General features: G+C 73.0%; 19 protein-coding genes and 1 tRNA gene. 12 read left to right on the plus strand and 8 right to left on the minus strand.

Annotation, left to right across the window (positions count from 1 at the left end):
- Positions 1 to 48: 48 nt before the first annotated feature.
- From ACH47Z_RS19615 to ACH47Z_RS19660, 10 genes are all read left to right on the plus strand, one after another.
- A complete protein-coding gene (locus ACH47Z_RS19615; protein ID WP_399075176.1) occupies positions 49 to 657 on the plus strand; it encodes a small secreted protein in 609 nt (202 codons plus the stop codon).
- A gap of 305 nt (positions 658 to 962) precedes the next feature.
- A complete protein-coding gene (locus ACH47Z_RS19620; protein ID WP_399075178.1) occupies positions 963 to 2,531 on the plus strand; it encodes a methyltransferase in 1,569 nt (522 codons plus the stop codon).
- A gap of 641 nt (positions 2,532 to 3,172) precedes the next feature.
- Positions 3,173 to 3,370: a hypothetical protein gene (locus ACH47Z_RS19625; protein ID WP_399075180.1), complete on the plus strand. Its 198-nt coding sequence runs from the start codon at positions 3,173 to 3,175 to the stop codon at positions 3,368 to 3,370.
- Between the two features lie 269 nt (positions 3,371 to 3,639).
- Positions 3,640 to 6,474, plus strand: coding sequence for a type I DNA topoisomerase (topA, locus tag ACH47Z_RS19630; protein WP_399075182.1), 2,835 nt, complete (start codon positions 3,640 to 3,642; stop codon positions 6,472 to 6,474).
- 122 nt (positions 6,475 to 6,596) lie between these two features.
- Positions 6,597 to 9,962, plus strand: coding sequence for a dTMP kinase (gene tmk / locus ACH47Z_RS19635; protein WP_399075184.1), 3,366 nt, complete (start codon positions 6,597 to 6,599; stop codon positions 9,960 to 9,962).
- Positions 9,963 to 10,163: 201 nt separating this feature from the next.
- The gene (locus tag ACH47Z_RS19640) at positions 10,164 to 11,369 is read left to right on the plus strand and encodes a DNA polymerase III subunit delta' (protein WP_399075186.1); all 1,206 of its coding nucleotides are present in this window, start codon (positions 10,164 to 10,166) and stop codon (positions 11,367 to 11,369) included.
- Between the two features lie 149 nt (positions 11,370 to 11,518).
- The gene (locus ACH47Z_RS19645; RefSeq protein WP_399075188.1) at positions 11,519 to 13,120 is read left to right on the plus strand and encodes an alpha/beta hydrolase; all 1,602 of its coding nucleotides are present in this window, start codon (positions 11,519 to 11,521) and stop codon (positions 13,118 to 13,120) included.
- Positions 13,121 to 13,251: 131 nt separating this feature from the next.
- A tRNA-Thr gene (locus tag ACH47Z_RS19650) sits at positions 13,252 to 13,328 on the plus strand.
- Between the two features lie 207 nt (positions 13,329 to 13,535).
- Positions 13,536 to 14,429, plus strand: coding sequence for a glycosyltransferase family 2 protein (locus ACH47Z_RS19655; protein WP_399075190.1), 894 nt, complete (start codon positions 13,536 to 13,538; stop codon positions 14,427 to 14,429).
- A gap of 407 nt (positions 14,430 to 14,836) precedes the next feature.
- Entirely contained in the window at positions 14,837 to 18,220 is a 3,384-nt protein-coding gene (locus ACH47Z_RS19660; RefSeq protein ID WP_399075192.1) for a BTAD domain-containing putative transcriptional regulator, read from the plus strand.
- 7 nt (positions 18,221 to 18,227) lie between these two features.
- Here the strand turns inward: ACH47Z_RS19660 and ACH47Z_RS19665 are convergent, their stop codons facing one another.
- The 4 genes from ACH47Z_RS19665 to ACH47Z_RS19680 all read right to left on the minus strand — a co-directional run bounded on the left by ACH47Z_RS19665 (position 18,228) and on the right by ACH47Z_RS19680 (position 22,112).
- Positions 18,228 to 19,919 (minus strand): bifunctional 3'-5' exonuclease/DNA polymerase, encoded by a 1,692-nt coding sequence (locus tag ACH47Z_RS19665; RefSeq protein ID WP_399075194.1) that lies wholly within the window; start codon positions 19,917 to 19,919, stop codon positions 18,228 to 18,230.
- A gap of 132 nt (positions 19,920 to 20,051) precedes the next feature.
- Complete coding sequence (locus ACH47Z_RS19670) at positions 20,052 to 20,822, minus strand: Clp protease N-terminal domain-containing protein (RefSeq protein ID WP_399075196.1); 771 nt, start codon at positions 20,820 to 20,822, stop codon at positions 20,052 to 20,054.
- 70 nt (positions 20,823 to 20,892) lie between these two features.
- Entirely contained in the window at positions 20,893 to 21,522 is a 630-nt protein-coding gene (locus ACH47Z_RS19675) for a LysE family translocator (protein ID WP_399075198.1), read from the minus strand.
- Between the two features lie 65 nt (positions 21,523 to 21,587).
- On the minus strand, positions 21,588 to 22,112 hold the full coding sequence (locus ACH47Z_RS19680) for an ArsR family transcriptional regulator (RefSeq protein WP_399075200.1): 525 nt from the start codon (positions 22,110 to 22,112) through the stop codon (positions 21,588 to 21,590).
- Positions 22,113 to 22,168: 56 nt separating this feature from the next.
- On the opposite strand from ACH47Z_RS19680, the gene ACH47Z_RS19685 reads away from it, so the two are divergent.
- Together ACH47Z_RS19685 and ACH47Z_RS19690 are read left to right on the plus strand one after the other, a co-directional pair.
- A complete protein-coding gene (locus ACH47Z_RS19685; RefSeq protein WP_399075202.1) occupies positions 22,169 to 23,092 on the plus strand; it encodes a S41 family peptidase in 924 nt (307 codons plus the stop codon).
- A 202-nt stretch (positions 23,093 to 23,294) separates the two neighbouring features.
- Positions 23,295 to 24,437 carry a DUF2786 domain-containing protein gene (locus ACH47Z_RS19690; protein ID WP_399075204.1) on the plus strand — a complete coding sequence of 381 codons (1,143 nt, stop codon included), beginning with the start codon at positions 23,295 to 23,297 and terminating at the stop codon, positions 24,435 to 24,437.
- A 43-nt stretch (positions 24,438 to 24,480) separates the two neighbouring features.
- Here ACH47Z_RS19690 and ACH47Z_RS19695 read toward each other — a convergent pair whose 3' ends face one another.
- The 4 genes from ACH47Z_RS19695 to rpmB form a co-directional block, all read right to left on the minus strand.
- A complete protein-coding gene (locus ACH47Z_RS19695) occupies positions 24,481 to 25,005 on the minus strand; it encodes a DUF4232 domain-containing protein (protein WP_399075206.1) in 525 nt (174 codons plus the stop codon).
- Between the two features lie 113 nt (positions 25,006 to 25,118).
- A complete protein-coding gene (locus ACH47Z_RS19700) occupies positions 25,119 to 25,595 on the minus strand; it encodes a hypothetical protein (protein ID WP_399075208.1) in 477 nt (158 codons plus the stop codon).
- Between the two features lie 108 nt (positions 25,596 to 25,703).
- Positions 25,704 to 26,009, minus strand: a complete 306-nt coding sequence (gene rpsN / locus ACH47Z_RS19705; protein WP_399075210.1) for a 30S ribosomal protein S14 — start codon at positions 26,007 to 26,009, stop codon at positions 25,704 to 25,706.
- Complete coding sequence (rpmB, locus tag ACH47Z_RS19710) at positions 26,009 to 26,245, minus strand: 50S ribosomal protein L28 (protein ID WP_399075212.1); 237 nt, start codon at positions 26,243 to 26,245, stop codon at positions 26,009 to 26,011. The genes rpsN and rpmB overlap by 1 nt, the downstream gene beginning before the upstream one ends.
- Positions 26,246 to 26,248 lie beyond the last annotated feature (3 nt).

Genomic DNA, 26,248 nt, shown 5'->3' on the forward strand with positions numbered 1-26,248 from the left:
CCGCCGTGTAGGGTCCGTGGGCCGAGAGCCAGGGAAGGGACCGATCCGGTGAACAAGAAGCTCGCGGCCGCACTGTCCGGCGGTGCGGTACTGGTGGCGGCGCTGACGGGATGCACCAGCAGCGGCAGTGGCGGTAGCAAGGGGCCCGACCCCAAGCTGGTTGCCTGGGCCAAGTCCGTGTGCGACGCGGTGCCCGCGCAGGACTCCAAGATCAAGGCGGCGAACGCGGCCATCGGCACGACGGCCGCCGACACGGCCAAGCCCGAGACCCTCCAGAAGACGGACTCGCAGGCCTTCCAGGACATGTCCGACGGCTACAAGGCGATCGCCACCGCCGTGAGCAGCGCGGGCGCGCCTCCCGGTGTGAACGACGGTGCCCAGCGGCTGCAGAACGTCGTGAAGAGCTTCAACAGCCTCTCCGCCTCCTACGCCGACCTGAAGAAGCAGGTCGACGCGCTGAACACCAAGGACCAGGCGAAGTTCGCCTCGGGGCTGCACGACATCGCCACGCAGATGACGGATCTGGAGAAGCAGCACCAGTCCGGCACCAAGTCGCTGGAGAACCTCCAGCAGGGCGAGGTCAAGAACGCGATCGCCCAGCAGGAGAGCTGCAAGAAGATCGCGGCCTCCTCCTCGGCCTCGCCGTCGGCCGGCTGACGCGAGCGGGTGGCAGCGGGCTCGCGGCGGCGCGAGGGGCTTGCGGGAAGGGGCTCACGGCCGCCCCGCACCGCCCCGCACCGCTGTTGGGCCGCCTCGCACCGGTCGGCGGGCCGCCCGCACCGCGGCCGGTGAGCCGTTCCGGCGTCCTGTCGGCGTGGTGCAGGCCGTGTTCCGCGCACCCGTCGGCGCGGTGCAGGCCATGGCTCCGTGCCTTGTCGGCGCGGTGAGGCCGCGGTTCCGTGGCCCGTCGGCGCGGTGTGCTGAGGCCGCGGGTGGCCGGGCCCGCGGGCCACAATGGGGGCGTGACTGACTCCGGACTCGCCTCCCTGCCCGCTTCCGACCGGCCCGACACCGCCGCGCGCCTGCGGGACGCGCTGCTGGCCGCCTCCTTCACCGCCGACGGGCTGCTCGAACTGCTCGGCGCCCCCGCGTACGCGGCGCTGGCCCGCAGCGAGACCGTGCCCGCCCTGCGCGCGACGCGTGGCGACACGCCGCTGGAGACGCTCGTACGGCTGTTCCTGCTCCAGCAACCGGTGCCGTACGCGCGCGTGGCGCACGTTCTGCCGGCCGAGGAGGCCCTCGACGCCGGGTGGCTCACGCGCGTGGGCGGCGACGAGGTGGCCGCGACCGTGGACGTGCGGCCCTACGGCGGCCCCGCCGGCGAGGACTGGTTCATCGTCTCGGACCTGGGCTGCGCGGTGGGCGGCGCGGGCGGCATCGGACAGCGTGACGAGGGGGTTGTGCTGGGCGTCGGCGGCGCCTCGACCACCCTCGCCGGTATCACCGTCCGCATGCCCGTCGACTCCGCCCTGGACCTCGGCACCGGGTCCGGCATCCAGGCGCTGCACGCCGCCCAGCACGCCACGCGCGTGACGGCGACCGATCTCAACCCGCGCGCGCTGCACATCACGGCGCTCACCCTCGCGCTGTCCGACGCGCCCGCCGCGGACCTGCGCGAGGGTTCGCTGTTCGAACCGGTCCGGGACGACGAGACGTTCGACCTGATCGTGTCCAACCCGCCGTTCGTCATTTCGCCCGCCCGTCTCCCACCACCCTCGGCCGAATCGCTTCACGATGCCCCCCTGATTGCCCGGCTGACGTACCGGGACGGTGGCATGGGCGGGGACGATCTGTGCCGCTCGCTCGTTCAGCAGGCGGGGGAACGGCTGAACGAGGGCGGGTTCGCGCAGTTCCTCGCCAACTGGCAGCACGTGGCAGGGGAGGACTGGCAGGACAGACTCAGGTCGTGGGTGCCGCGCGGGTGCGATGCCTGGATCGTGCAGCGCGAGGTACAGGACGTCACGCAGTACGCCGAGCTGTGGCTGAGGGACGCCGGGGACCATCGCGGGGACCCGGCGGAGTACCAGGCGCGTTACGACGCCTGGCTCGACGAGTTCGAGGCGCGCAAGGTGAAGGCGGTCGGCTTCGGCTGGATCACCCTGCGCCGGACGGGGTCCGCCCAGCCCGTCGTCACCTTGGAGGAGTGGCCGCATCCGGTCGAACAGCCGCTCGGGGACACGATCCGGGCGCACTTCGAGCGCCTCGACTATCTCCGCGGACACGACGACGCGGCGCTGCTCGAAGGCCACTTCAAGCTGGCCGCCGAGGTGGTCCAGGAGCAGGTCGGCCTGCCCGGCGCCGAGGACCCGGAGCATGTGGTGCTGCGCCAGCACCGCGGGATGCGCCGGGCCACGAAGGTGGACACGGTCGGCGCGGGCTTCGCCGGTGTGTGCGACGGCACGCTCAGCGCGGGACGCATCCTGGACGCCATCGCCCAACTCGTCGGCGAGGACCCGGTCCTGCTCCGCGACCGCACCCCCGCCCAGATCCGGCTGCTGGTGGAACAGGGCTTCCTGGAGCCGGCGGGCTGAGCGGGCGGCCGCGCAGGGCGGAGGTCAGGCGCGAGAGTGAGGCCGGGGCCGAGGGCGGGCCCAGGGCTGGGCTCAGCCATGGGTCGAGCTGGGCCTGCCGTGCTGCGCAGGCCCGGCTGGCCATGCCGAGCGGGCGGGCCGGGCCGGTGGGGCGAACGCGCGACGTGGGCGGCGGGCCGAGACCGCGCGGAAGCCGGCCGGGTGCCGACCGGGCTCGCGGGACGAGCCGGGTGGCTGGGCCCGCGGAGGAGTCGTCGGCGGGTGCGTCTGCGGGCTGAACCGGCGGGGCGGGTCCGCTGCCGGAGCCCGAAGGGCGGCGCGTGTGTGCCGTCCCGGGGCAGGTGCCGTACCCCCTGTGCCCCTGCCGTCGTAGGCGCGGTCGGATCGTTTCGGCGTCGGGTCGGGATCATCGTCGTATGCCGGTGACACGGGACCGGAGCGGGCGGCTGTGGGGCGTGGGACGCGGCGGGTCGGCAAAAAGGCCGGAAAAGTATGGGCGCCCGATCCGCGGGGAACAATCTCGATCAGGTGTTCGACATCACGTCGACCCGCAGTTCACCCCGATGTCGCCCGCTCGCCTCCCGCGCGTGCCACCCTCCCCGCTGGGCGGAGCCGGACGGCGCGGAAGGGGTGTGCGGGGGATGGAGAGCGGACCGGCGATCTTCGCGGGAGTGGTGTTCGCCCTGTTCGGAGCCGCCCTGCTGACCTGGACCGGCACGCGCGTCCGGCGCCGGGAGCCGGTGGCCCAGGGTGTGAACCAGGTCGCATCGGCCACCCTCGCGAGCGTGGCCGGGACGGTCGCGCTGGCCCTCGGTGTGTACTGCCTGACCCGCCTCTGACGTCGGCCGGGGCACCGTGGGGAGCATGTCGCGGGAGTAAGGGGAGCGTCACGCTCCGGACAGGCCTCACCTGGGTACCCGGTGGTCCGGGCGGCAGGAATGGCGGTAGTCGGGTTACCGTTCGAGTGGCCGTTGTGGGCTTTTCCCGTTTGACACGGGGGCGGGATGTACCGTCACACTCCGCAGCGTCACACGTGCCAGCAGTACGCCGCGACCCCGGGACGAAGGCCCTGGGGAGGCCACAGCGTCGACCGGAGAGAAGAGCGAAGTTGTCCCCGACCAGCGAGACCGCACACGGCGGCCGCCGACTCGTCATCGTCGAGTCGCCTGCCAAGGCGAAGACGATCAAGGGCTACCTCGGCCCCGGCTACATCGTCGAGGCGAGCGTCGGGCACATCCGCGACCTTCCCAACGGCGCCGCGGAGGTGCCGGAGAAGTACACCGGCGAGGTCCGCCGCCTCGGTGTGGACGTAGACCATGACTTCCAGCCGATCTATGTGATCAACGCGGACAAGAAGGCCCAGGTCAAGAAGCTCAAGGACCTGCTGAAGGACTCCGACGAGCTCTTCCTCGCCACCGATGAGGACCGGGAGGGCGAGGCGATCGCCTGGCACCTCCAGGAGGTCCTCAAGCCGAAGATCCCCGTCAAGCGGATGGTCTTCCACGAGATCACCAAGGACGCGATCCGCGAGGCCGTCGCCAACCCGCGCCAGCTCAACCAGAAGCTGGTGGACGCCCAGGAGACCCGCCGTATCCTCGACCGTCTCTACGGTTACGAGGTCTCGCCGGTCCTGTGGAAGAAGGTCATGCCCAGGCTGTCGGCCGGCCGTGTCCAGTCCGTCGCGACACGACTCGTCGTGGAGCGGGAACGCGACCGCATCGCTTTTCGTTCTGCTGAGTACTGGGACCTGACGGGCACCTTCGCGACCGGCCGCGCGGGAGACCCGTCGGACCCGTCGTCGCTGGTCGCCCGCCTGCAGACCGTCGACGGCAGGCGGATCGCGCAGGGCCGCGACTTCGACTCCCTGGGACAACTCAAGAGCGAGAACACCCTCCACCTCGACGAGGCGACCGCCCGCGCCCTCGCCGTCGCCCTGGAGAACACCCGCTTCTCCGTGCGCTCGGTCGAGTCCAAGCCGTACCGCCGCTCGCCGTACGCCCCGTTCCGTACGACGACGCTGCAGCAGGAGGCCAGCCGCAAGCTCGGCTTCGGCGCGAAGGCGACCATGCAGGTCGCCCAGAAGCTGTACGAGAACGGCTACATCACGTACATGCGTACGGACTCCACGACGCTGAGCGACACGGCGATCACGGCGGCCCGCGCGCAGGTCACGCAGCTCTACGGCGCCGACTACCTGCCCCCGCAGCCGCGCACGTACGCCGCCAAGGTCAAGAACGCGCAGGAGGCCCACGAGGCGATCCGCCCCTCGGGTGATCGTTTCCGCACTCCCGCCGAGACCGGCCTGACCGGCGACCAGTTCAAGCTCTACGAGCTGATCTGGAAGCGGACCGTCGCCTCCCAGATGAAGGACGCGACCGGCAACAGCGTGACCGTGAAGATCGGTGGCGCGGCCGCCGACGGCCGGGACGTCGAGTTCAGCGCCTCCGGCAAGACGATCACCTTCCACGGCTTCCTGAAGGCCTACGTCGAGGGTGCCGACGACCCGAACGCCGAGCTGGACGACCGCGAGCGCCGGCTGCCGCAGGTCGCCGAGGGTGACGCGCTGTCCGCCGAGGAGATCACGGTCGACGGCCACGCCACCAAGCCCCCGGCCCGCTACACCGAGGCCTCCCTGGTCAAGGAGCTGGAAGAGCGCGAGATCGGCCGCCCGTCGACGTACGCGTCGATCATCGGCACGATCCTCGACCGCGGCTACGTCTTCAAGAAGGGCACGGCCCTGGTGCCGTCCTTCCTGTCCTTCGCCGTGGTCAACCTCCTGGAGAAGCACTTCGGGCGGCTCGTCGACTACGACTTCACCGCCAAGATGGAGGACGACCTCGACCGCATCGCGGCCGGCGAGGCCAAGGCCGTGCCGTGGCTGAAGCGGTTCTACTTCGGCGAGGGCACTGGCCACGGCACCGCGGCCGATGCGGGCAACGGCGACGGGGACCACCTCGGCGGCCTCAAGGAGCTGGTGACCGACCTGGGCGCGATCGACGCGCGCGAGGTGTCGTCGTTCCCGGTGGGCAACGGCATCGTGCTCCGCGTCGGCCGCTACGGCCCGTACATCGAGCGCGGCGAGAAGGACACCGAGGAGCACCAGCGCGCCGACATCCAGGACGACCTGGCGCCGGACGAGCTGTCCGTCGAGCTGGCCGAGGAGCTGCTGGCCAAGCCGAGCGGCGACTTCGAGCTGGGCACCGACCCGGTCTCGGGCCACCAGATCGTCGCCAAGGCCGGCCGCTACGGCCCGTACGTCACGGAGATCCTCCCCGAGGGCACCCCGAAGACCGGCAAGAACGCGGTCAAGCCGCGCACGGCCTCCCTCTTCAAGTCGATGTCGCTCGACACGGTGACGCTCGACGACGCGCTGAAGCTGATGTCGCTGCCGCGCGTCGTCGGCACCGACGCCGAGGGCCAGGAGATCACCGCGCAGAACGGCCGCTACGGCCCGTATCTGAAGAAGGGCACGGACTCGCGCTCGCTGCAGTCCGAGGACCAGCTCTTCACGATCACGCTGGAGGAGGCGCTGGCGATCTACGCCCAGCCCAAGCAGCGTGGCCGGGCCGCCGCCAAGCCGCCGCTGAAGGAGCTGGGCGAGGACCCGGTCTCCGGCAAGCCGGTCGTGGTCAAGGACGGCCGCTTCGGCCCGTACGTCACCGACGGCGAGACCAACGCGACCCTCCGCTCCGGCGACAGCGTCGAGGAGATCACCCCGGAGCGCGGCTTCGAGCTGCTCGCCGAGAAGCGCGCGAAGGGGCCCGCCAAGAAGGCCGCGAAGAAGGCGCCGGCCAAGAAGACGGCCCCGGCGAAGAAGACCGCGGCCAAGAAGACGGCGGCGAAGAAGACCACCGCGGCGGCGAAGACGACGGCCGCCAAGAAGACCACCACGGCCAAGAAGGCGACCGCCGCCAAGGCGACGGCTTCGGGCACGGAGGACTGAGCGGCTTTCGCTCCTCCGTTCGGCTTCGCAATGCGAACGCCCCGGCATCACTTTGGTGTCGGGGCGTTCGCATGCCAGGAGAGGCGACGTGTGGTGTCGGTGGCTGCCGATAGGCTGAAGGCATGACGCGAGCCGAGCAGCCAACGGCCCCCACCACAGCCCCGGACGACGCCCTGGTCGCGGACTCCCGCGAGCGCGCCGTCCGCTCCCTGCTGCGCCGCCCGGAGCTGCGGCGCCTGTGGAGCGCGCATCTGGTGAGCGGTGTCGGCGACGCCCTCGCCCTTCTCGTCCTGGTCGTCCTGGTCCTGCAGGCGGCGGTCGCCCAGACCCCGTTCGGCGGCGGTTACCGGGGCGTGGCGTTCGCAGTGGCGACGGTCTTCGCCGCGCGCGTGCTCGCCACGCTGCTCTTCGGCGCCGTCCTGCTCGGCCCGCTGACGTCGGTCACCGGCCAGGAGGGCCCGCTCGACCGGCGCTGGACCATGGTCGGCGCCGACACCGTGCGCGCCCTGCTGCTGATCGTCGCGCCCCTGTGGATCGACTGGACGCCGGGCAACGCCCTGGCCGTCCTCCTCGCCACCGCCTTCGTCACCGGCGTCGTAGAGCGTCTGTGGACGGTGTGCAGGGAGAGCGCGGCCCCCGCCCTGCTGCCCGGGCCGCCCCCGGAGGGCGCCACCGTACGGCCACTGCCGGACCACATGGACGCCCTGCGCCGCCTGTCGCTGCGCACCGGTTTCCTGGCCGTCCCGCTGGCCGCGGCCGTGCTGGTCGTCGCCGGACTGCTCAACAACCTGCTGGGCACCGGCGTGGCCTGGTTCGATCAGCACCACGCGGCCCTGGGGTCGTATGTGGCGGCGGGTCTGTTCGCCGCCTCCCTGTCCGTGCTGACCTCCCTCGAGTTGCCCGCCGTGCGTACCCCGCGCCCGCGGTCGCCGCTCGAGGGCCTGCGCCGCCCGCGCACCGGCACCGGTGTCGACAAGGGCCGTACGGGCGCGATCCCGCTGCTCGTCCCGGCCTGCGCCGCCGTCGCGGGCGCCATCGCCGCCGCCGTCGCGGTGTGCGTGCTGCACGCCAGCGACCTGGGCGGCGGCCCGGTCCTGTACGGCCTGCTGGTCCTCGGCCTGACCGGCGGCGTCGCCGTCGGCATCCGCACGGCCCCGGCGCTGCTGCCCTCGCTCTCGCGCCGCAGGCTCCTCGCCCTCGCGATCGCCTTCACCGGCATCGCCCTGCTGGCCGCCGGCCTGGTCCCGGACGTCACGACGGTGCTGCTGATCGTCACGATCGCCGGCGTCACCGCGGGCGTGGCCGCGAACACCGGGCACTCCCTGCTCGACCAGGAGACCGAGGACTTCCGCCGCGCGCGGGTCACCGAGCATCTGCACGCGGTGGTCCGCGTCTGCATAGCGCTCGGCGTCCTGATCGCGCCCGTGGTCGCCGGGCTCATCGGCCGGCACCGTCTGGAGAACGGCCGGTTCGTCTTCGCACACGGCGGCGCCTCCTTCACGCTGATGCTGGTCGGCGCGCTGCTGCTGCCGGTCGCCGCGCTGGTGCTCGCCAAGGTCGACGACCGCTCCGGCATCCCGCTGCGCCAGGACCTGAGGGACGCGCTGCTCGGCGGCGACGACCCGGTCGAGGCACCGGCCGCGAGCGGCTTCTTCATCGCCCTGGAGGGCGGCGACGGCGCCGGCAAGTCCACCCAGGCCGAGGCCCTCGCCGAGTGGATCCGCGCCAAGGGCCACGAGGTCGTGCTCACCCGCGAGCCGGGGGCCACGCCCGTCGGCAAGCGGCTGCGCTCGATCCTGCTGGACGTGTCCTCGGCGGGCCTGTCGCACCGCGCGGAGGCGCTGCTGTACGCCGCCGACCGCGCGGAGCACGTCGACACCGTCGTACGGCCCGCCCTGGAGCGCGGCGCGGTCGTCATCTCGGACCGCTACATCGACTCGTCCGTCGCCTACCAGGGCGCCGGCCGCGACCTCTCCCCGACCGAGATCGCCCGCATCAACCGCTGGGCGACCGACGGGCTCGTCCCGCACCTCACCGTCCTGCTGGACGTCTCCCCGGAGACCGCCCGGGAGCGCTTCACGGAGGCGCCGGACCGGCTGGAGTCGGAGCCGGCGGAGTTCCACGCGCGCGTGCGGTCCGGTTTCCTCACGCTGGCCGCCGCCGACCCCGGCCGCTACCTGGTGGTGGACGCCGGCCAGGAGCCCGAGTCGGTGACGACCGTGATCCGGCACCGGCTCGACACCGTGCTGCCGCTGTCCGAGGCCGAGATCAAGGCCCAGGAGGAGGCGCGGAAGAAGGCCGAGGAGGAGGCGCGGAAGAAGGCCGAGGAAGAGGCCGCCCGCAAGGCCGAGGAGGAGCGCCTGGAGCGCGAGCGCCAGGAACAGCTCGCCAAGCTCCGTGCCGAGGAGGAGGAGCGCAAGCGCCGCGAGCTGGAGGAGGCACAGCGCCGCGAGGCCGAACGACAGGCGGAGGAGGCCCGGCAGCGGGCCGAGGAGGCCGCCCGGCGCGCCGAGGAGGAGCGGCTGAGGCTGCTCGCCGAGGAGAAGGCCCGCGCCGAGGAGGAGGCCCGCCGCAGGGCCGAGGAGGAGCGGCGCCGCAGGCAGGCCGAGGAAGAGGCCCGGCTGCGCGCGGAGGAGGAGGCCCGGCAGGCCCGCCTCCGTGCCGAGGAGGAGGCCCGGCGCCTGGAGAAGCAGCGCAAGGCCGAGGAGGCGCTGCTGCGTGCCGAGGAGGCCCGCCGGCAGGCGGCCGAGGCCGCGGCGGCGGCCGACACGGCGGCCCGCAGGTCCAGCGCCGCCCTGCCGACGGCGCCGGGCGTGATGCCGGAGGCGGTGACGGTTCCCACACCGGTCGTGTCGCCGGACCCGCGCGGCACCGAGGAGACGGTGCCGACGCCCGTGGTGTCGCTCGGGAAGGACGAGAAGGACGAGCGGGGCGTCGAGGAGACGGCCGTACTGCGTCCGGTTCGGGAGGACGGGGCCGACAAGGCCGGGAAGCCTGATGACCGGGCGGCGGGTGCTCGGGACGAGCGTCCCGGAGCCGGCTCCGACACCGAGGTGACGGCCGAGCTGCCGCAGCCGCCGGCGGTTCCGGGCGCGGCGGACGAGACGGCGGTGCTGCCGCCGGTCTCCCCCGAGGAGACGGCCGTACTGCCGCCGGTGGCTCCGGGTGCCGCCGACGAGACAGCTGTACTGCCGCCCGTACGGGGTGGCGTGCCGCCCGTGCCGGGGGACGCCCCGGCGGACCGGGTGCCGTCCGGCTTCTTCCGGGACGAGCGGCCCGCCGCGCGCCCCGACGGTTCCGAGGACCGCACGCGCGAGATGCCCCAGCTCGACGCCGACGGCAGGCCGCGGCGCCGGCCGCGCTCCGACTGGGCCGAGGAGACTCCGCTGGACGACCTGCCATCGCTGGCGGACGAGCTGCTGGGTTCGTACGACGAGCGGGACTACGGCCACGACGAGGAGCAGGGCCGCAGGGGCCGGCGAAGCTGACGGCCGGTCCCCGCGGATATGGCGAGCATGCTGCTTCCTGCCGGGTACGGCGGAGCACAGGGCGGCGCGGGTCACAGGACGACCGGCGCCGCCCTCGCGCGTTCCGGCGGCCGCTGAAAGGGCGGTCGGACCGCGTTGTCAGTGCCCGCCCGCACAATGGAGGGCAGGAACGCGGAGTGTGACGAAAGGGCGGCGTGACCCATGACCGTATGGGACGACCTCGTCGGGCAGGAGAAGGTGAGCGCGGTGCTCGACGCCGCCGCGCGGGATGCCGACGCCCTCGTCACCGCCGCCGCGGCCGACGAGCCGCTGCCCGAGGCGTCGAAGATGACGCACGCCTGGCTGTTCACGGGCCCGCCCGGAGCGGGCCGTAACCAGGCGGCCAGGGCCTTCGCCGCGGCCCTGCAGTGCGTGAGCCCCGACCGCGCCCTCGGCGGCTCCCCCGGCTGCGGCTTCTGCGACGGCTGCCACACCGCGCTGCTCGGCACGCACGCGGACGTCACGACCGTGGCCGCGGTCGGCTCCGAGATCCTGGTGAAGGACATGCGGGACACGGTCCGCAAGTCGTTCACCTCGCCGGCGAACGGCCGCTGGCAGATCATCCTGGTCGAGGACGCCGAGCGGCTGAACGAGAAGTCGGCCAACGCCGTCCTTAAGGCCGTGGAGGAGCCCGCCCCGCGCACGGTCTGGCTGCTCTGCGCCCCCTCCATCGAGGACGTCCTGCCCACGATCCGCTCCCGCTGCCGCCACCTGAACCTGCGTACGCCGTCCGTCGACGCGGTCGCCGACATGCTCGTACGCAGGGACGGCATCGAGCCCGAGGTCGCGGCGTCCGCCGCCCGCGCCACGCAGGGCCACGTCGACCGCGCCCGGCGCCTGGCCACCGACCCGGCGGCCCGCGAGCGCCGCGCCGCCGTGCTGAAGCTGCCGCTGCGCCTCGACGAGGTCGGCGCCTGCCTCAAGGCCGCCCAGGAGCTGGTCGACGCGGCCGCCGAGGACGCCAAGCAGCTCGCCGAGGAGATGGACGGCAAGGAGACGGAGGAGCTGAAGGCGGCGCTGGGCGCGGCCCAGGGCGGCCGGCTGCCGCGCGGCACGGCGGGCGTGATGAAGGACCTCGAGGACATGCAGAAGCGCCGCAGAACGCGCACGCAGCGCGACAGCCTCGACATCGCCCTCGGCGACCTCACCGCCTTCTACCGAGACGTCCTCGCCCTCCAGCTCGGCTCCCGCGTGGCGATCGCCAACGCGGATGCCGAGGACGCCCTGCAACGACTCGCCCACGGCAGCAGCGCCGAGTCCACCCTCCGCCGTATCGAGGCCATCGCCGCATGCCGAGAGGCCCTGGACCGCAATGTGGCCCCCCTGCTGGCGGTGGAGGCGATGACGATGGCGCTGCGGGCGGGGTGACGGAGCCCACGGCGCATGCGATTCCGCCCGGACCGCTCCACAGCACAACCCACAGCCGGACCACCACCCACGCCCTCCCGTGTCCCTCGTACGAGCACATCGTCCCCACGCACCGCACTCAGCTCATCGCGCAGCGTTACGCTCGCCTGATGCACACCAGGCCATCCCTCCGCCGGACTCGGGGCGCCTGCTCCCGGGCGACGGCCCGCCTCACCGCCACCGTCCTCGCGGCCGCCGCCCTGCTCGTGTCCGCCTGTTCTCCCGGCAGCTCGACCACCTCGGCCGGCACGGCGGACGCGGCGCTGGCCGCGCTGCCGCGGGCGACGCCGTCGGAGCTGTCGTCGTACTACACCCAGCGGTTGCGCTGGCGCAGTTGCGGTGCCTCCGGCTTCCAGTGCGCGACGATGAAGGCCCCGCTGGACTACGACAAGCCCGGCGCGGGTGACGTCCGGCTCGCCGTCACCCGCAAGAAGGCCACCGGCAAGGGCAGGCCGATCGGTTCGCTGCTGGTCAACCCGGGCGGTCCGGGCGGCTCGGCGGTCGCCTACCTGCAGAGTTACGCGGGCGTCGGGTACCCGGCGGACGTCCGCGCCCGCTACGACATGGTCGCGATGGACCCGCGGGGCGTCGCCCGCAGCGAGCCCGTGGAGTGCCTCGACGGCCGTCAGATGGACGCGTACACGCAGACGGACCTGACGCCCGACGACCAGCGGGAGCAGGACGCGCTGGTCGCGGCGGACAAGACGTTCGACGAGAGCTGCGGCGCGCACTCGGCGCGGCTGCTGCGCCACGTCTCCACCGTCGAGGCGGCACGGGACATGGACATCCTCCGGGCGGTGCTGGGTGATCCGAAACTGAACTACGTGGGAGCGTCGTACGGCACGTTCCTCGGCGCGACCTACGCGGGTCTGTTCCCCGACCGGGCCGGCCGGTTGGTCCTGGACGGCGCGATGGACCCCTCCGTCGACGCCCGCACGCTGAACCTGGACCAGACGACGGGCTTCGAGACGGCGTTCCAGGCGTTCGCGAAGGACTGCGTACGGCGGTCCGACTGCCCGCTCGGCGGCAAGGGCACGACGCCCGCGCAGGCCGGCGCCACCCTCAAGGCGTTCTTCCGCAAGCTGAACGCGCACCCCGTCCCGACGGGCGACGCGGACGGCCGCAAGCTCGGCGAGGCACTGGCCACGACCGGGGTGATCGCGGCGATGTACGACCAGGCGGGATGGGAGCAGCTGCGCGAGGCGCTGACCTCGGCGATGAAGGAGAACGACGGCGCCGGTCTGCTCGCGCTCTCCGACACCTACTACGAACGGGACGCGGACGGCCACTACAGCAACCTGATGATGGCCAACGCCGCCGTGAACTGCCTGGACCTGCCGCCCGCCTTCACCGGCCCCGACCAGGTGAAGCAGGCCCTCCCCGCGTTCGAGAAGGCGTCCCCGGTCTTCGGTGACGCCCTGGCCTGGGCCGCGCTGAGCTGCGCGTACTGGCCGGTGAAGGCCGCGGGCGCGGCGCACCGCATCGAGGCGAAGGGCGCGGCGCCGATCGTCGTGGTCGGCACCACCCGCGACCCGGCGACCCCCTACCACTGGGCCCAGTCCCTGTCCCGCCAGCTCTCCTCGGCGCGCCTGCTGACCTTCGGTGGCGACGGCCACACCGCCTACGGCCGCGGCAGCACCTGTATCGACACCGCGATCAACACCTACCTGCTCGACGGCACCCCACCGGCCGCCGGAAAGCGCTGCTCGTAGCGCAACGAATGCGCTGCTCACGCCCCTTGCCACCCGCCCCGGAGCCCACCCTTCCGGGGCGTGGTCAGAGCGCCCCCGGAAACTGTGTAGACTTACCGACGTTGCTGATCGCACCATAGTGCGGACAGCGCGCCGCCTTAGCTCAGATGGCCAGAGCAACGCACTCGTAATGCGTAGGTCTCGGGTTCGAATCCCGAAGGCGGCTCCACTGGACCCCCGGGTCGGATCACCTCCGACCCGGGGGTTCGTCGTTTCCGCCCGGCGTTGAGGGAAGGTCCTGACAAAAGCGGAGCAAAAGGGCCGCAAAGTGAATCCGGATCAGGTGAACCCGCGGAGGTGAGGCAACATCTTGGTGAACGGTGGGCGCCGCGCGGTCAGGGTGCGGTGACGCCGTCGGCCGGATGGGGTGAGGGACGTGGTGGAGCCGAGGATTGCCGTCGCCGTGGTGACCATGGGCAATCGGCCCGCCGAAGTCGACGCCCTGCTGGAGTCCGTGGCCAAGCAGGACCTCGCCCCCGTCCGCATCGTGATCGTCGGCAACGGTTGCCGGCTGCCCGAGTTCGCCCGCCGGCTCTCCCTGCCCGGCGAGGTCACCACCATCGACGTCGAGGAGAACCTCGGCTGCCCGGGCGGCCGGAACGTGGCCCTCGCCCGGCTGCGCGAGTTCGGGGACGTCGATGTCGTCGTCGAGCTGGACGACGACGGGCTGCTCGTCGACGCCGATGTGCTGCGCCGCGTGCGCGACCTGTACGCCGCCGATCCGCGCCTGGGCATCGTCGGGTTCCGCATCGCCGACGAGCACGGGGAGACCCAGCAGCGGCACGTGCCCCGGGTGGGCACGTCGGATCCGATGCGCGGCGGCTATGTCACCGGGTTCCTCGGCGGCGGGCACGCCCTGAGCACGGCGATGCTGGCCGAGACCGGGGACTGGCCGGCCGAGTTCTTCTTCGCGCACGAGGAGACCGACCTCGCCTGGCGCGCCGCCGACGCCGGCTGGAAGATCCTCTACGCCCCCCAACTGCTGCTCCAGCACCCCAAGACCTCGCCGGCCCGGCACGCCATCTACTACCGCGTCAACGCCCGCAACCGCGTCTGGCTGGTCCGCCGCCGGCTGCCGTTGCCCCTCGTCCCCGTGCATCTCGGCGTCTGGACGCTCCTCACCCTCGCCCGTACCCGCTCGCCGGCGGGGCTGAAGGCGTGGTTCGCCGGGTTCATGGAGGGCTTGCGGGAACCGGCCGGCGAGCGGCGGCCCATGCGCTGGCGGACGGTGTGGCGGCTCAGCCGGCTCGGGCGCCCGCCGGTGATCTGAGCCCTGTCGGCTCAGCAGAAGACGGGACGGGGCCCCGGTCGTTCACCTCCGCCGACCGGGGCCCCTTGCGTCCCCGGATCCAGCCTGCGGCGACACTCCCCCGAGTTACGCGGCACACGCGCGCGCCGTGGGCCGGATCCGATGGAAATGATCACATCAGGCTTCGCCAACGGATCGCTAACATGTGGCCAACGGTTCGTCGGCAGGTTGCGCACCGGCTGGCCGAAACTCGCCGAGCGTACCGGAGACGGGCCGTCCAGCCAGACCGGTCGGAGGCCGGGGCGGCAGGTAGGAAGGTGGCGGGAAACCGTTGTGGGCAGGCGGATTTCCGCCAGGGAACGGCGGGCACGCGCCCGCCGCGGAGCATGGTCGGACCCGACCGTGCGGGAAGGCAGTGGAGCGGCGTGATGCGGCGGTACGGGCTGCGGTTCGGCCTGCTGGGACCGCCGGTCCTGTACGACCGACCGTCGTACGAGATGTCGTACAAGCCCTCGGCCGACAGTTCGGCCGACAGCCCCGTCGGCGCCTCGGCTCACAGCTCCGACGACGCTCCCGACAACGACGTCCGTGCCATCGGCAGCCCCAAAGTGCGTGCCCTGCTCGCCGCGTTGCTGCTGGAGACGGGCCGGGTCGTGTCGGTCGAGTCGCTGAAGGACGCCCTGTGGGGCGGGGCGCCGCCCGTCTCCGCGCAGGCCAGCCTGCACAACCACGTCACCCGGCTGCGCCGGCTCCTGGACGACCCCGAGCGGCTCAGGGCCGTACCGCCGGGGTATGTACTGCGCGTCGACCACGGCGAGCTGGACGTGCACGTCTTCGATGCCCGGGTCGCCGAGGCGCGTGCCGCGCATGCCCGGCGGGAGTGGTCGGGCGTCGTCGGGGCGTGCACGGCCGGGCTCGCGCTCTGGCGCGGCACCCCGCTGAGCGGGCTCCCGGCGGACTTCGGCGGTTATGCGCTGGTGCAGCGTCTGGTGGAGGCGCGGCTGTTCCTGCTGGAGTGGCGTTACGACGCGGAACTCGCTCTCGGTGGCGCACGGTTGGCCGCGCTCGTGCCGGAGTTGGCGGCGCTCGTCGCCGAGCATCCGCTGCGCGAGGTGTATCACCGTCAGCTCATGCTGGCCCTGCACCGCACCGGCCGCCAGGCCGAGGCCCTCGCCGTCCATCGTGACCTGCGTGCCCGTCTGGTCGAGGAGCTCGGCATCGAACCCGGCCCGGCGGTCCGGGAGGCGCATGTCGAGGTGCTGCGGGGGAGTGGCGAGGAGCAGCAAGGAGGTGCTGAGGAATCGGTCCGTCAACCGTCGCAGGGCCAGGGTGACGTGCTTGCCGTCGTCGAGGAGGAGCGCGGGCGCGGCCGGCCGGGGGAGAGCGGACCGGCCGCGCTGCAGACCCCGCGCCCGGCCCAGCTCCCCGCTCCGCCGGCCCACTTCACGGGGCGGGCCGACGCGCGCCGTGAGCTGCGGCACGCGCTCACCGAACCGCCCGTCCCGGCTCCCGCCATCGCCGTGATCAGCGGCATGGCGGGTGTCGGCAAGAGCGCGCTCGCCCTGCATGTCGCGCATGAGCTGAGGGAACGTTTCACCGACGGTCAGCTCTACGTCAACCTGCACGGCGCCACCCCCGGCATGACCCCGCTCACCGGCACGCAGGCCCTGGCCGCGCTGCTCCGGGACCTGGGCGCCGAGCCCCGCAGCATTCCCGAACACCCGGACGCGGCGGCCGCGTTGCTCCGCTCGCTGCTCGCTCCGGCCCGGATCCTGCTGGTGCTGGACGACGCGGCGAACGCGGCCCAGGTACGGCCCCTGCTGCCGGCCGGGCCCGGCTGTGCCGTGATCGTCACCAGCCGCTCGCCGCTGACCGCCCTCGACGGCGCCCGGCGTTTCCCGCTCACCCCGCTGACCGGCGAGGACAGCGCGGCGCTGCTGCGCGCGGTGAGCGGACGGGAGGGGCTGGACGCCGGACACGCGCTGGTCGAGCTGACCGGCCGGCTCCCGCTGGCGCTGCGCGTGGTCGCCGCCCGGCTGGCCGCCCGGCGTGCCCTTACCCCCGAGGTGCTGGCGGGCCAACTGGCTGAGACGGGCGGCCGCTTGCGGCACCTGGAGTACGACGACCTGAGCGTACGGCGGTCCCTGGCCGTCGCCCACGACGCGCTCGCCGCCGCCGGGCGCGAGGCCGACCGGGACGCGGCCCTCGCCCTGCGCCGCATCGGCGCGCTCGACCTGCCGACCTACGGCGCCCCCCTGATCGCCCGCCTCACCGGCACCGACGCACGCCGCGCCGAGGCCGCCCTCGACCGCCTGGTGGACGTCGCCCTCCTGGAGGAAACGGCCTACGGCCGCTACACCCCCCACGACTTGGTCCGCGACTTCGCCCGCGAACTGGCGGACATGGAACGGGGGATCGGGGGAGGGATTCCGGGCGCCCATGCGAACTCCGGGGCGCGCGGAGGCGTGGAGCGGGCCGACACCGGCCGGGGCGACAGCGCTGCTCCCGCCCACCCCGGCACCGGTGCGCGTCGCGGCGCGCCTGCGGACGCCGCCCACCGGGCCGTCTCCATCGGTGCTCCCGCTCATGCCGTCCTGGACGTCGGCTCAGTTCCCGGTGTGCAGCGGGACGTCGGCCGCCCTGGCGACGTGGCCGACACCTCTGCCCCAGATCTCGCCGCCCTCCGCTGGTATGCCGCTGTGGCCGAGCGGATGCTCGAGGCGGTTGTGGAGCCCGGGGTTGATCTGGAGGACCGGCGGCGGGCGACGTCCGCGCAGCCGGTGGAGCACGCGGCCGATGTGGCGGAGCTGGGGTCGTTCGAGTCCGCCGATCAGGCCTTCGGGTGGGGTGAGGTGGAGCTGGAGAACGTCGTCGCCCTGGTGGAGCGGAACGCGGGCACCGTCGATGCGCGTCGGGCCGCTTATCTGTCTGTGCTTGCGCGGCTGCTCTTCCCCTACGTGCAGCGCGGTGGGCGCGTCGCCGAGATGGAGGTGCTGGGGCGGGCCGGGCTCGAGGTGGCGCGGTGGCTCGGGGACGCGGCGGCCGAGGCGTACGCGCTGGGCGACCTCTCGGGCCTGCACTTCCTGACCGGCCGGCAGAAGGACGCCCTCGCGCTCACCGACCAGGCGCTGGTGATCTGGCGGCGGCTCGGCGTGGCCTCGCGGATCCGGCGCTGTCTGAACAACCGCGGGCTGCTGCTGGAGGGGCTCGGACGGTTCGAGGAGTCCGGGGAGGCGCTGCGGCAGAGCCTCGCGTACTCCCGGCAGTTGAACGATCTCTACGGCGAGGCCGTCACCCACAGCCACCTCGGCAACCTCTACGAGCACACCGACCCGCGCGCCGCCATCGAGCAGCATCGGCGTTCGCTGGCGATCGGGGACGCGATCGGCGCCGTCATCGTGCAGCACTCGGCGCACTGCAACATCGGCTACGCCCACCTCACCCTCGGTGAACCGGCCGCCGCGGCGGAGCACTTCGAGGAGAGCCTGCGCATCCTCGGCGGCGCCGGTGACTGGCACGGCGAGTCCCAGACCCGGCTCGGCCTGGTCCGCGCGCTGCGTCAACTCGGCGCGACCGAGCGGGCGGCCGGCGATTGCGCCGAGCTGCTGCGGCGGGCCGACGCCCGCGCCGACCGGTACATCGGCGGTCTCGCCCGGCACCAGTACGGGCTGCTGCTGCGCGAGCAGGGGCGGCGGGCGGAGGCGTACGACGCCTGGCGCACGGCGCTCGCGGCGCTGGACGGCACCGACGAGCAGACGGTGCTGAGCGAGCTGCGCACGCTGCTGCTCGCCGACCTGCCCAAGAGGCCCTGATCCCCACTCACTTGGCGTCGGCATAGCACTCCACCACCGCCGTCGTGAACGGGAACCGCACCGGTGTCTCGCCGAAGGTCAGCCGTCCGGCAAGGTCGGCCGCGGCGCGGATGGCCCGCACGACGGTGTCGGCCTCCTCGGCGGGGCAGTGCACGATCACCTCGTCGTGCTGGAAGAAGACCAGCTCGGCCTTGAGGTCCGCACAGGCCTGGCGGAGCGCGGCGAGCATCAGCAGGGCCCAGTCGGCGGCGCTTCCCTGGACGACGAAGTTCCGCGTGAAGCGGCCCCGCGCGCGGGAGTTGGAGGAGGCGTAGCCGGGCACCCAGGCGGCCTGGGTGTCGGGGTCGTCCTCGCCGACGGGGATGCCCGCCTCCTCCGCCGTGTCCTCGCCGACACCGGCGGCCGGTGGGCAGGTCCGGCCCAGCCAGGTGCGCACGAGCCGGCCCTCCTCGCCCGCGTGGGCGGCCTCGTCGACGTAGGCGACGGCCTTCGGGAAGCGGCGGCGCAGCGCGGCGAGGTTCTTCAGACCGTCGCCGGACGTCTGGCCGTAGACCGCGCCGAGCACGGCGAGCTTGGCCTGGTCGCGGTCGCCGGAGAAGACGTGATCGGAGACCGACTGGTAGAGGTCGCTCTCGCGGCCGGCGACCTCCATCAGACCGGGGTCGCGGGAGATGGCGGCGAGCACGCGCGGCTCCATCTGGTCGGCGTCGGCCACCACCAGCCGCCAGCCGGGGTCGGCGACCACGGCCCGGCGGATCACCTTGGGGATCTGCAGCCCGCCCCCGCCGTTGGTCACCCAGCGCCCGGTGACCGTGCCCCCGGCGAGGAACTCGGGGCGGAAGCGGCCGTCGCGCACCCAGTCCTGGAGCCAGGACCAGCCGTGCGCCACCCAGATGCGGTACAGCTTCTTGTACTCCAGCAGGGGGGCGACGGCCGGGTGGTCGACGGACTGGATCTCCCAGCGGCGGGTGGACTTCACCTTGATCCCGGCCTGGGTGAAGGCCTTGATCACATCGGCGGGCAGGTCCGGGCGCACCCGGCGGCCGAAGGCGGTGGACACCCCGTCGGCCAGTTCGGCGAGGCGGCGCGGCTCGCCCCCGCCCGCGTACCGCTCGCCCAGCAGGCCGTGCAGCAGCTCGCGGTGGACCTCGGCGCTCCACGGCAGCCCCGCGTGGTTCATCTCCGCGGCCACCAGCATCCCGGCCGACTCGGCGGCCGTCAGCAGCCGCATCCGGTCGGAGTGGGCGGTCCGCTCATGCCGCCGGAGCTGCTCGGCGTAGACCGCGAGGAGGTCGGTCAGGGGCAGGCGGGTGGCGCCGGTGGGCTCGAACAGCGGGGACTGGGCGCCCGGTTCGGCCGCGCGCAGCGGCGGGTCGGGCGGTACGGGGCCGCCCCGGAGGCGGGCCAGGGCGGCGGCGGCCGAACGCGGCTCGCCGTGCCGGCCCTCGTGGCCCAGCAGGAGTGTCTCGGCGTCCTCGATGTCGTAGCACCGCTCCACTCGCACCCCCGTGGCGAGCAGACGCGGGTAGACCTCGGGGGTGGACCGCCACACCCAGCGCGTCACCTCCGGGCGGCTCCGCACCGCCCCGGCGAGATCGCTCTCCCGCCGCACCGGCCCGGCGGGCAGCCCGTCCGGGCCGAGGGGGGCGACGTCCACGCCACCGTCCTCGGCCGGAGCGAGCGCCCACCGGTCGGTCATGACTGCGAGTGTGGCAGCCGGGTCTGACAATCCTCTGACCTGCGATTTCAGTGCCCGAGGAGGTCGGGGCGGTGGTCGCAGGGGGCGGCGGTCGCAGTGTTCCCGTCGGCTCGGTCGTCCCTCAGTGGTCCCTCAGCCGTCCGAGGAGGCCTGCTCGCCCGCCGCCTCCCCCTCCGCCGCCTCGTTCTGTTCCACCAGCAGTGACAGCACCTTGGCGACGTACTTCTCGGTGTCGGTCTTGGTGATGCCGAGGTCGCTGAGGACGCCCTTGCCGTTCTCCTGTTCCAGGAGCGCGAGCAGGATGTGCTCGGTGCCGATGTAGTTGTGGCCGAGCCGCAGGGCCTCGCGGAAGGTGAGTTCCAGGGCCTTCTTGGCGTCGGGGCCGTAGGGGATGAGGTCGGGTACGTCGTCCGCGGCGGGCGGGAGCGCGGCCGTCGCGGCCTGTCGTACGGAGTCCAGCAGGACGCCCTGCTCGGTGATCGCCTTGGCCCCCAGGCCCTCCGGCTCGGCCAGCAGTCCGAGGACCAGGTGCTCGGGGCGGCCCTCGGGGTTGCGGGCGGCCACCGCCTCGCTGTGCGCGGACATGACCACCTGTCGCGCGCGCAGGGTGTAGCGGCTGAAGCCCTGGCTGGGGTCGAGGTCGGCGGACTCCTTCGGTACGAACCGCTTCTGGGCCGCCTGCCGGGTCACGCCCATGCTCTTGCCGATCTCGGTCCAGGACGCGCCCGAGCGGCGGGCCTGGTCGACGAAGTGGCCGATCAGATGGTCGGCCACGTCACCGAGGTGATCGCCGGCGATCACCGCGTCCTGGAGCTGTTCGAGGGGCTCGGAGTGGGCCTTCTTGATGGCCTCGATGAGGTCGTCGAGGCGTACGGATGCCGTGATGTTCGGGTTGGTCGCCATGTGTCAACCGTAGGTTGCACCCCCTCGACTGTCAACCGACAGTTGACAGCCCAGTTTTCCTGCGGACCTGTCACATCGGCGTGACCGCCAGCCGCACCGCGAGCCCCGCGAACACCGTCCCGCTGAACCAGTCCAGGCCCCGGGCCACCCGCCGGCTGCGCCGCAGCAGTGTGGCGAGCTTGCCGGAGAGCAGTCCGACCGAGCCGTCGACCAGTACGCCCATCAGCGTGATCGTGCACCCCAGGGCGAGGAACTGTTCGCGCACGTGCCCCAGCTCGGGATTCACGAACTGCGGCAGGAAGGAGACGTTGAAGAGAATCACCTTCGGGTTGAGGAGGTTGGTGACGGCTCCCCGCCAGAACGCCCGCCGGCGCCCGCGCCCCGGATCCGCCTCCGACTCCGTCCCGGCGCCGCCGTCGCCGCGGAACGCCTTGAACGCGAGGAACAGCAGATAGGCCGCGCCGGCCCAGCGCAGTACGTGGTACAGCGTCGGCAGGGTCAGGAACAGCGCCGACAGCCCGAGCGCCGCGGCGACCGTGTGCACGAACATCGCGCAGGCGACCCCGACGGCCGCCGTCAGTCCGGTCAGGGGTCCGCCCCGGCCGCCCACCGCCACGATGAACATCATGTCGGGCCCCGGGGTGACGCAGAGTGCGAAAGCGGCGATCAGGAACGCCGCGTAGAGAGACGTGTCCACCATGCGGTCAGCTTGGAGCCGGCACGCGCGCGTGGGGCGGAATTCCAGGTTCTGAGACATCGGCCGGCTCAGGGCCGCTCCCGCTGCTCGTACATCACCACCAGCACACCGTGCACCGGCTGGTCCGGACCGTGCTCCTCCACGCCGTCCACCAGCTCGGCCAGCGTCTCGCGCAGCCGACGCGCCCGTTCGGGGCTCAGCCGCAGGTGACGCAGGCTCAGCAGGTGCTCCTCGGGGAAGCGGTCGACCTCCTGGGCTACGGCGTTCAGCAGCGCCGCCCGGTCGGCCGGGCGCGGCTCGGTGACCCGCAGGCGCCGGCCGGTGCGCCGGTAGCGGTGCTCGGTGCCGCCCCGGACCGTGCGGGTCTCGGCGATGTGCACGAGCCCCGCCGTGTGCAGCGTCTTCAGATGGTGCGCCACGCTCCCCTTGGCCACGCCGAGCCGCACCGCCAACTGGCTGATCGTGGCGGCTTCGTGGGTCAGCGCGAAGAGCAGCCGCTGGCGCAGGGGATGAGCGAGCGCGGCGAACTGCTCGGGTGCGGAGATGTCCAGCACGCCGTCGGCGCCCTGTGTGGCCGGCTCCGGTTCGGTCATACGGTAAGCGTCCAATTTCCTTGACGCTTTCGCAAGGCCGCTGTTCTACTGCCGCCATGACGACACTGACGCCGAGTCCCGCCCCAACTCCCGCCCCGGTCACCGACGTTCCCGCAGTCGTCGAGGAGACCGCCCGTCTCGTCACCGAGCACTACGTCTTCCCGGAAGTCGGTGCGCGGCTCGCCGCCTTGCTGCGCCACCGGCTGGCCGAAGGGGCGTACGACACCGACGCCGCCGAGGAACTCGGCGCCAGGGTCACCGACGACCTCCAGTCGGAGAACGACGATCCGCACCTGTGCTTGAAGTACCACACCGAGCCGGTCCCGCCGGAGCAGGGCGAGGCCACCCTGGCCGCCATGCGCCGCCGGTTCGACGCCTCTCTGGGTGGCGTCCCGCGCGTGGAACTGCTGTCCGGCGGCACCGCCCTGCTGGAACTGGCCCCCTCGCTCTTCCCGCTCGCCTGGGCGGCCGAACCGCTCTCCGCCGCGCTCACCCTGGTCTCGCGCGCGGACCGCCTGATCCTGGACCTGAGGGGAAACGGCGGCGGTGATCCGGAGACGGTGGCCTTCGTGTGCAGCTACCTGCTGGACGAGCGCACGCACCTGAACACCCAGTACGCGCGCGTGGGGGAGCGGTACGACCAGTTCTGGAGCCTGCCGTACGTCCCGGGCGCGCGCTTCGGCGGCACCAAGCCGGTGTGTGTGCTCACCAGCGGAAGCACCTTCTCCGCTGCCGAGGAACTGAGTTACGACCTCCAGCAGCTGGGCCGGGCGACGATCGTGGGGGAGACCACCAGGGGCGGTGCGCACCCGCGCGAGGGCTGGACCGTCCACCCGCACCTGGAGGCCGCGATCCCGGTCGGCCGCTCCGTCAATCCCGTCTCCGGCACCAACTGGGAGGGTACGGGCGTCCTCCCCGACGTCCCCTGCCCGGCCGACACGGCCCTGGACCGAGCCCTGGAGCTGGCCGCCCGCGCCTGATCGTTTCGTCAACGGCCGCCCCGTCGTCGCCCTCTCGTGGGCGGCTCCGGGCGGCGCACGCCAGAGGTGATCACTCCGGAGCTCTCCTTCCGGCCCCGGACACCCCCGGCCACTACCGTTGCCAGCCGGCCAGCCGGCCCCCCGGCGTGTGCGGGCGGCTCGCTCGCGAATGGTTATCCACAGGCTGTGGACGGGGGTCGGCGTGCTGTCGGTGGCGCATGGCACGATCGATGGCGTGACCAGCACTGCCAGCACCGTCGAGCGCGCCTTCCGGGCCGCGCTGTACGACGACACCGACACCGGCCTCGACACGGGCGCCTCCCTGCTCGCCTCCGACCCCGCCGCGGACGCCGAACTCACGCGGCGCGGCGAGGAGTTCGTCGCGACCGCCTGGCAGCGCGGCTGGCAGCCCGCCGACGTCGTACGGCTGGTACGGCGCGAGCTGGACGACGCGCACGTGCACCTGGCCGCCGCGCTGATCCGGGCGCAGGCCGGGCGGGACCGCCCGCGCGGGCGCCGCTGGACCGCCCAGCTGGCGGAGCTGCCCGAGGAACCCGCGCGCGAGACCGACCGCTTCGCGCGGGCCACGGCCGCGCTGGAGCTGTACCGCCTGCTGCTGCGCCTGCCCGCCCTGGAGCCTCTGGAGGAGGAGCCCCGTCGCGCGGCCGGCCCGGCTGCCTCCCGGATGCTCGCGCGGATCCGAGCCCTGCTCGCCAAGGCCGAGGCGACCGGGTATCCGGAGGAGGCGGAGGCGCTCAGCGCCAAGGCCCAGGAGCTGATGGCCCGGCACAGCGTCGACGAGGCGCTGCTCGCCGCCGAGGCACCCGCCCCGGACGCGCCCGGGGCCTGCCGGATCGGGGTCGAGCCGCCGTACGAACAGGCCAAGGCGGTCCTGCTGGACGCGGTGGCGGGCGCGAACCACTGCCGCGCGGTGTGGAACGAACCGCTGGGCTTCTCCACGGTCGTCGGCTTCGAGGCGGACCTGGAGGCGGTCGAGCTGCTCTACACCTCGCTGCTGGTGCAGGCCACGCACGCGATGACCAAGGCGGAGGCCGCGCAGAGAGCGGGCGGACGGAAGCGGACCAAGACCTTCCGGCAGTCGTTCCTGGCCGCCTACGCCCACCGGGTGGGCGACCGGCTCGCGGCCGCCGCCGAGACCCAGGTCAGCCAGGATCTGCTGCCGGTCCTGGCCACCCGGGAGATAGCCGTCACCGATCGCATGGAGCGCATGTTCCCCGAGACCACCACGACCCGGCTGCGCGGGGTGAGCGACGCGGCGGGGTGGACGGAGGGCGCGCGGGCGGCGGACCGGGCGCAGGTCAGATCCCGCCCCCGGCTCGAGTGAACCCCGTGAACCGCCTGCGCCCCGTACACCCCGGTGGTGAACGTCAGTCGCCGACCTGCTGGAAGGCGCTCACCGAGGCGTTCGGGCCGCTGCCCTCGTGTGCGACGGGGCCGTACGACCACGGGAAGCTACGGGAGGCGGTGGTGCCGGGCAGGGTGATCTTCACGGTCTTGGCGTCGAGGCCGGCCTTGTCGCCCGCCTTGCCGCGTACGTAGGTGATGGTGAAGGTCGCCGAGTCGCCCTTGTTGAGCTTCAGCTTCTGGGCCTTGGCGTCCTTGAGCACGGGCACCTTGGCCTCGGTGCCGCCGACGCCGAGGACCACGCCGGCGAAGTCGTCCAGGGTGCAGGGAGCGCTCTGGTTGGTGAGGCTGACGGGGATCTCGCCCGTGTCACCGGCGCCCGGGGCCACGCTCGCCGACCCGATCTGCACGGAGACCCCGCCGATCGCGCAGGCCGAGCTGTTCTTGCCGGTGCCGCCGCTGCTGCTGGTCTTGCTCCCGCCGCCGTTGCAAGCGGTCAGCAGCAGGGCGGCGGCGAGGGCGGTGACGGTGAGCGGAATGGCGCGCATGAGCAGGTCCCATCGAGGTCGTGACGGTGCCCCTGCATCATGGCGCCTGTCCCGCGGCTCCGTTCGCCCACCCCTGCCGGAATCACCGCTTCAGGTGGCCGGTCCCTTTGACGTCACTTCTTCTTCAGGTGGGTCGGCGGCGCGGTCGGCAGCTTGCCGCCGTCCGCCTTGGTGTAGGTCTCCTGGCCGGTCTTGCCCGACCAGGTCACCTTCAGGGACGTGGCGTCGACCGAGTCGACCATGCCGGTGACGCGCTCCTTGCTGCCGTCGGGGCAGGTCAGATGGATCATCTGCATCCCCGCCTCCTCGCCGGCCTTGCCCTGGCACCACATCTTCTGGCCGGTCACGAAGAGCCCGGCCTTCTTCCCGCTGATCACCAGGGCCACGATCTTGCCGCCGCTCGTGGTGAGCCAGCTGCCCTGGAGCTTGGCGACGGCGCCGGTCGCGGCTCTGGAACCGGAGGACGAGGTGGGGGTCGCGGTCGCGCTCGGCGTGGTCTTGGCGGCGGCCTTGTCGCTGCCGCCCCCGCTGCACGCGGTCAGCGCGGCGAGCGCGCCCACCAGCCCCGCGGCCACGGCGGCTGTTCGCACCCTCGCGGACGCAACCCTTGCAGTCGCAGAAGTCACCGGAAAGCTCCCAAGCTCAGGCTGTGGCGGCCGACCGCCCCGTGCGGACGGCCCGCAGCAAGCTACCAGCAGTCACCAGGAGGATTTCCGGACGCCGGGCAGGAATCCGTTGTGAGCCTGCTCGCGCAGATTTACCCGGGAGAGGCCGAAGGCACGCAGGTAGCCGCGCGGGCGGCCGTCCACCTGATCGCGGTTGCGCACGCGTGTGGCGCTCGCGTCCCGCGGCTGCCGCCGCAGCTCGCGCTGTGCGGCGAGCCGTTCGGCGTCCGAGGAGGACGGCCGCCGGACGATCTCCTTCAGTTCGGCACGCCGGGCCGCGTACCGGGCGACGGTCTCCTTGCGCCGCTCGTTCTTCGTGATCTTGCTCTTCTTCGCCATCAGACCCGCACCCCCCGGGTGCGGATCCGGGCCACGGCCGCCTCGATCCCGATCGCGTCCACGGTCCTGATCCCCTTCGCGCTCAGCCGTAGCCGGACGTACCGCCCCTCGCCGGGCAGCCAGTAGCGCCTGGTCTGGATGTTGGGGTCGAAGCGGCGTGAGGTGCGCCGGTGGGAGTGGGAGACGCGGTTGCCGAAGCCCGGGCGGGCCCCGGTGAGCATGCAGTGCGCGGACACGGT

The organism is Streptomyces sp. NPDC020192, assembly GCF_044388685.1.
Classification (GTDB): domain Bacteria; phylum Actinomycetota; class Actinomycetes; order Streptomycetales; family Streptomycetaceae; genus Streptomyces.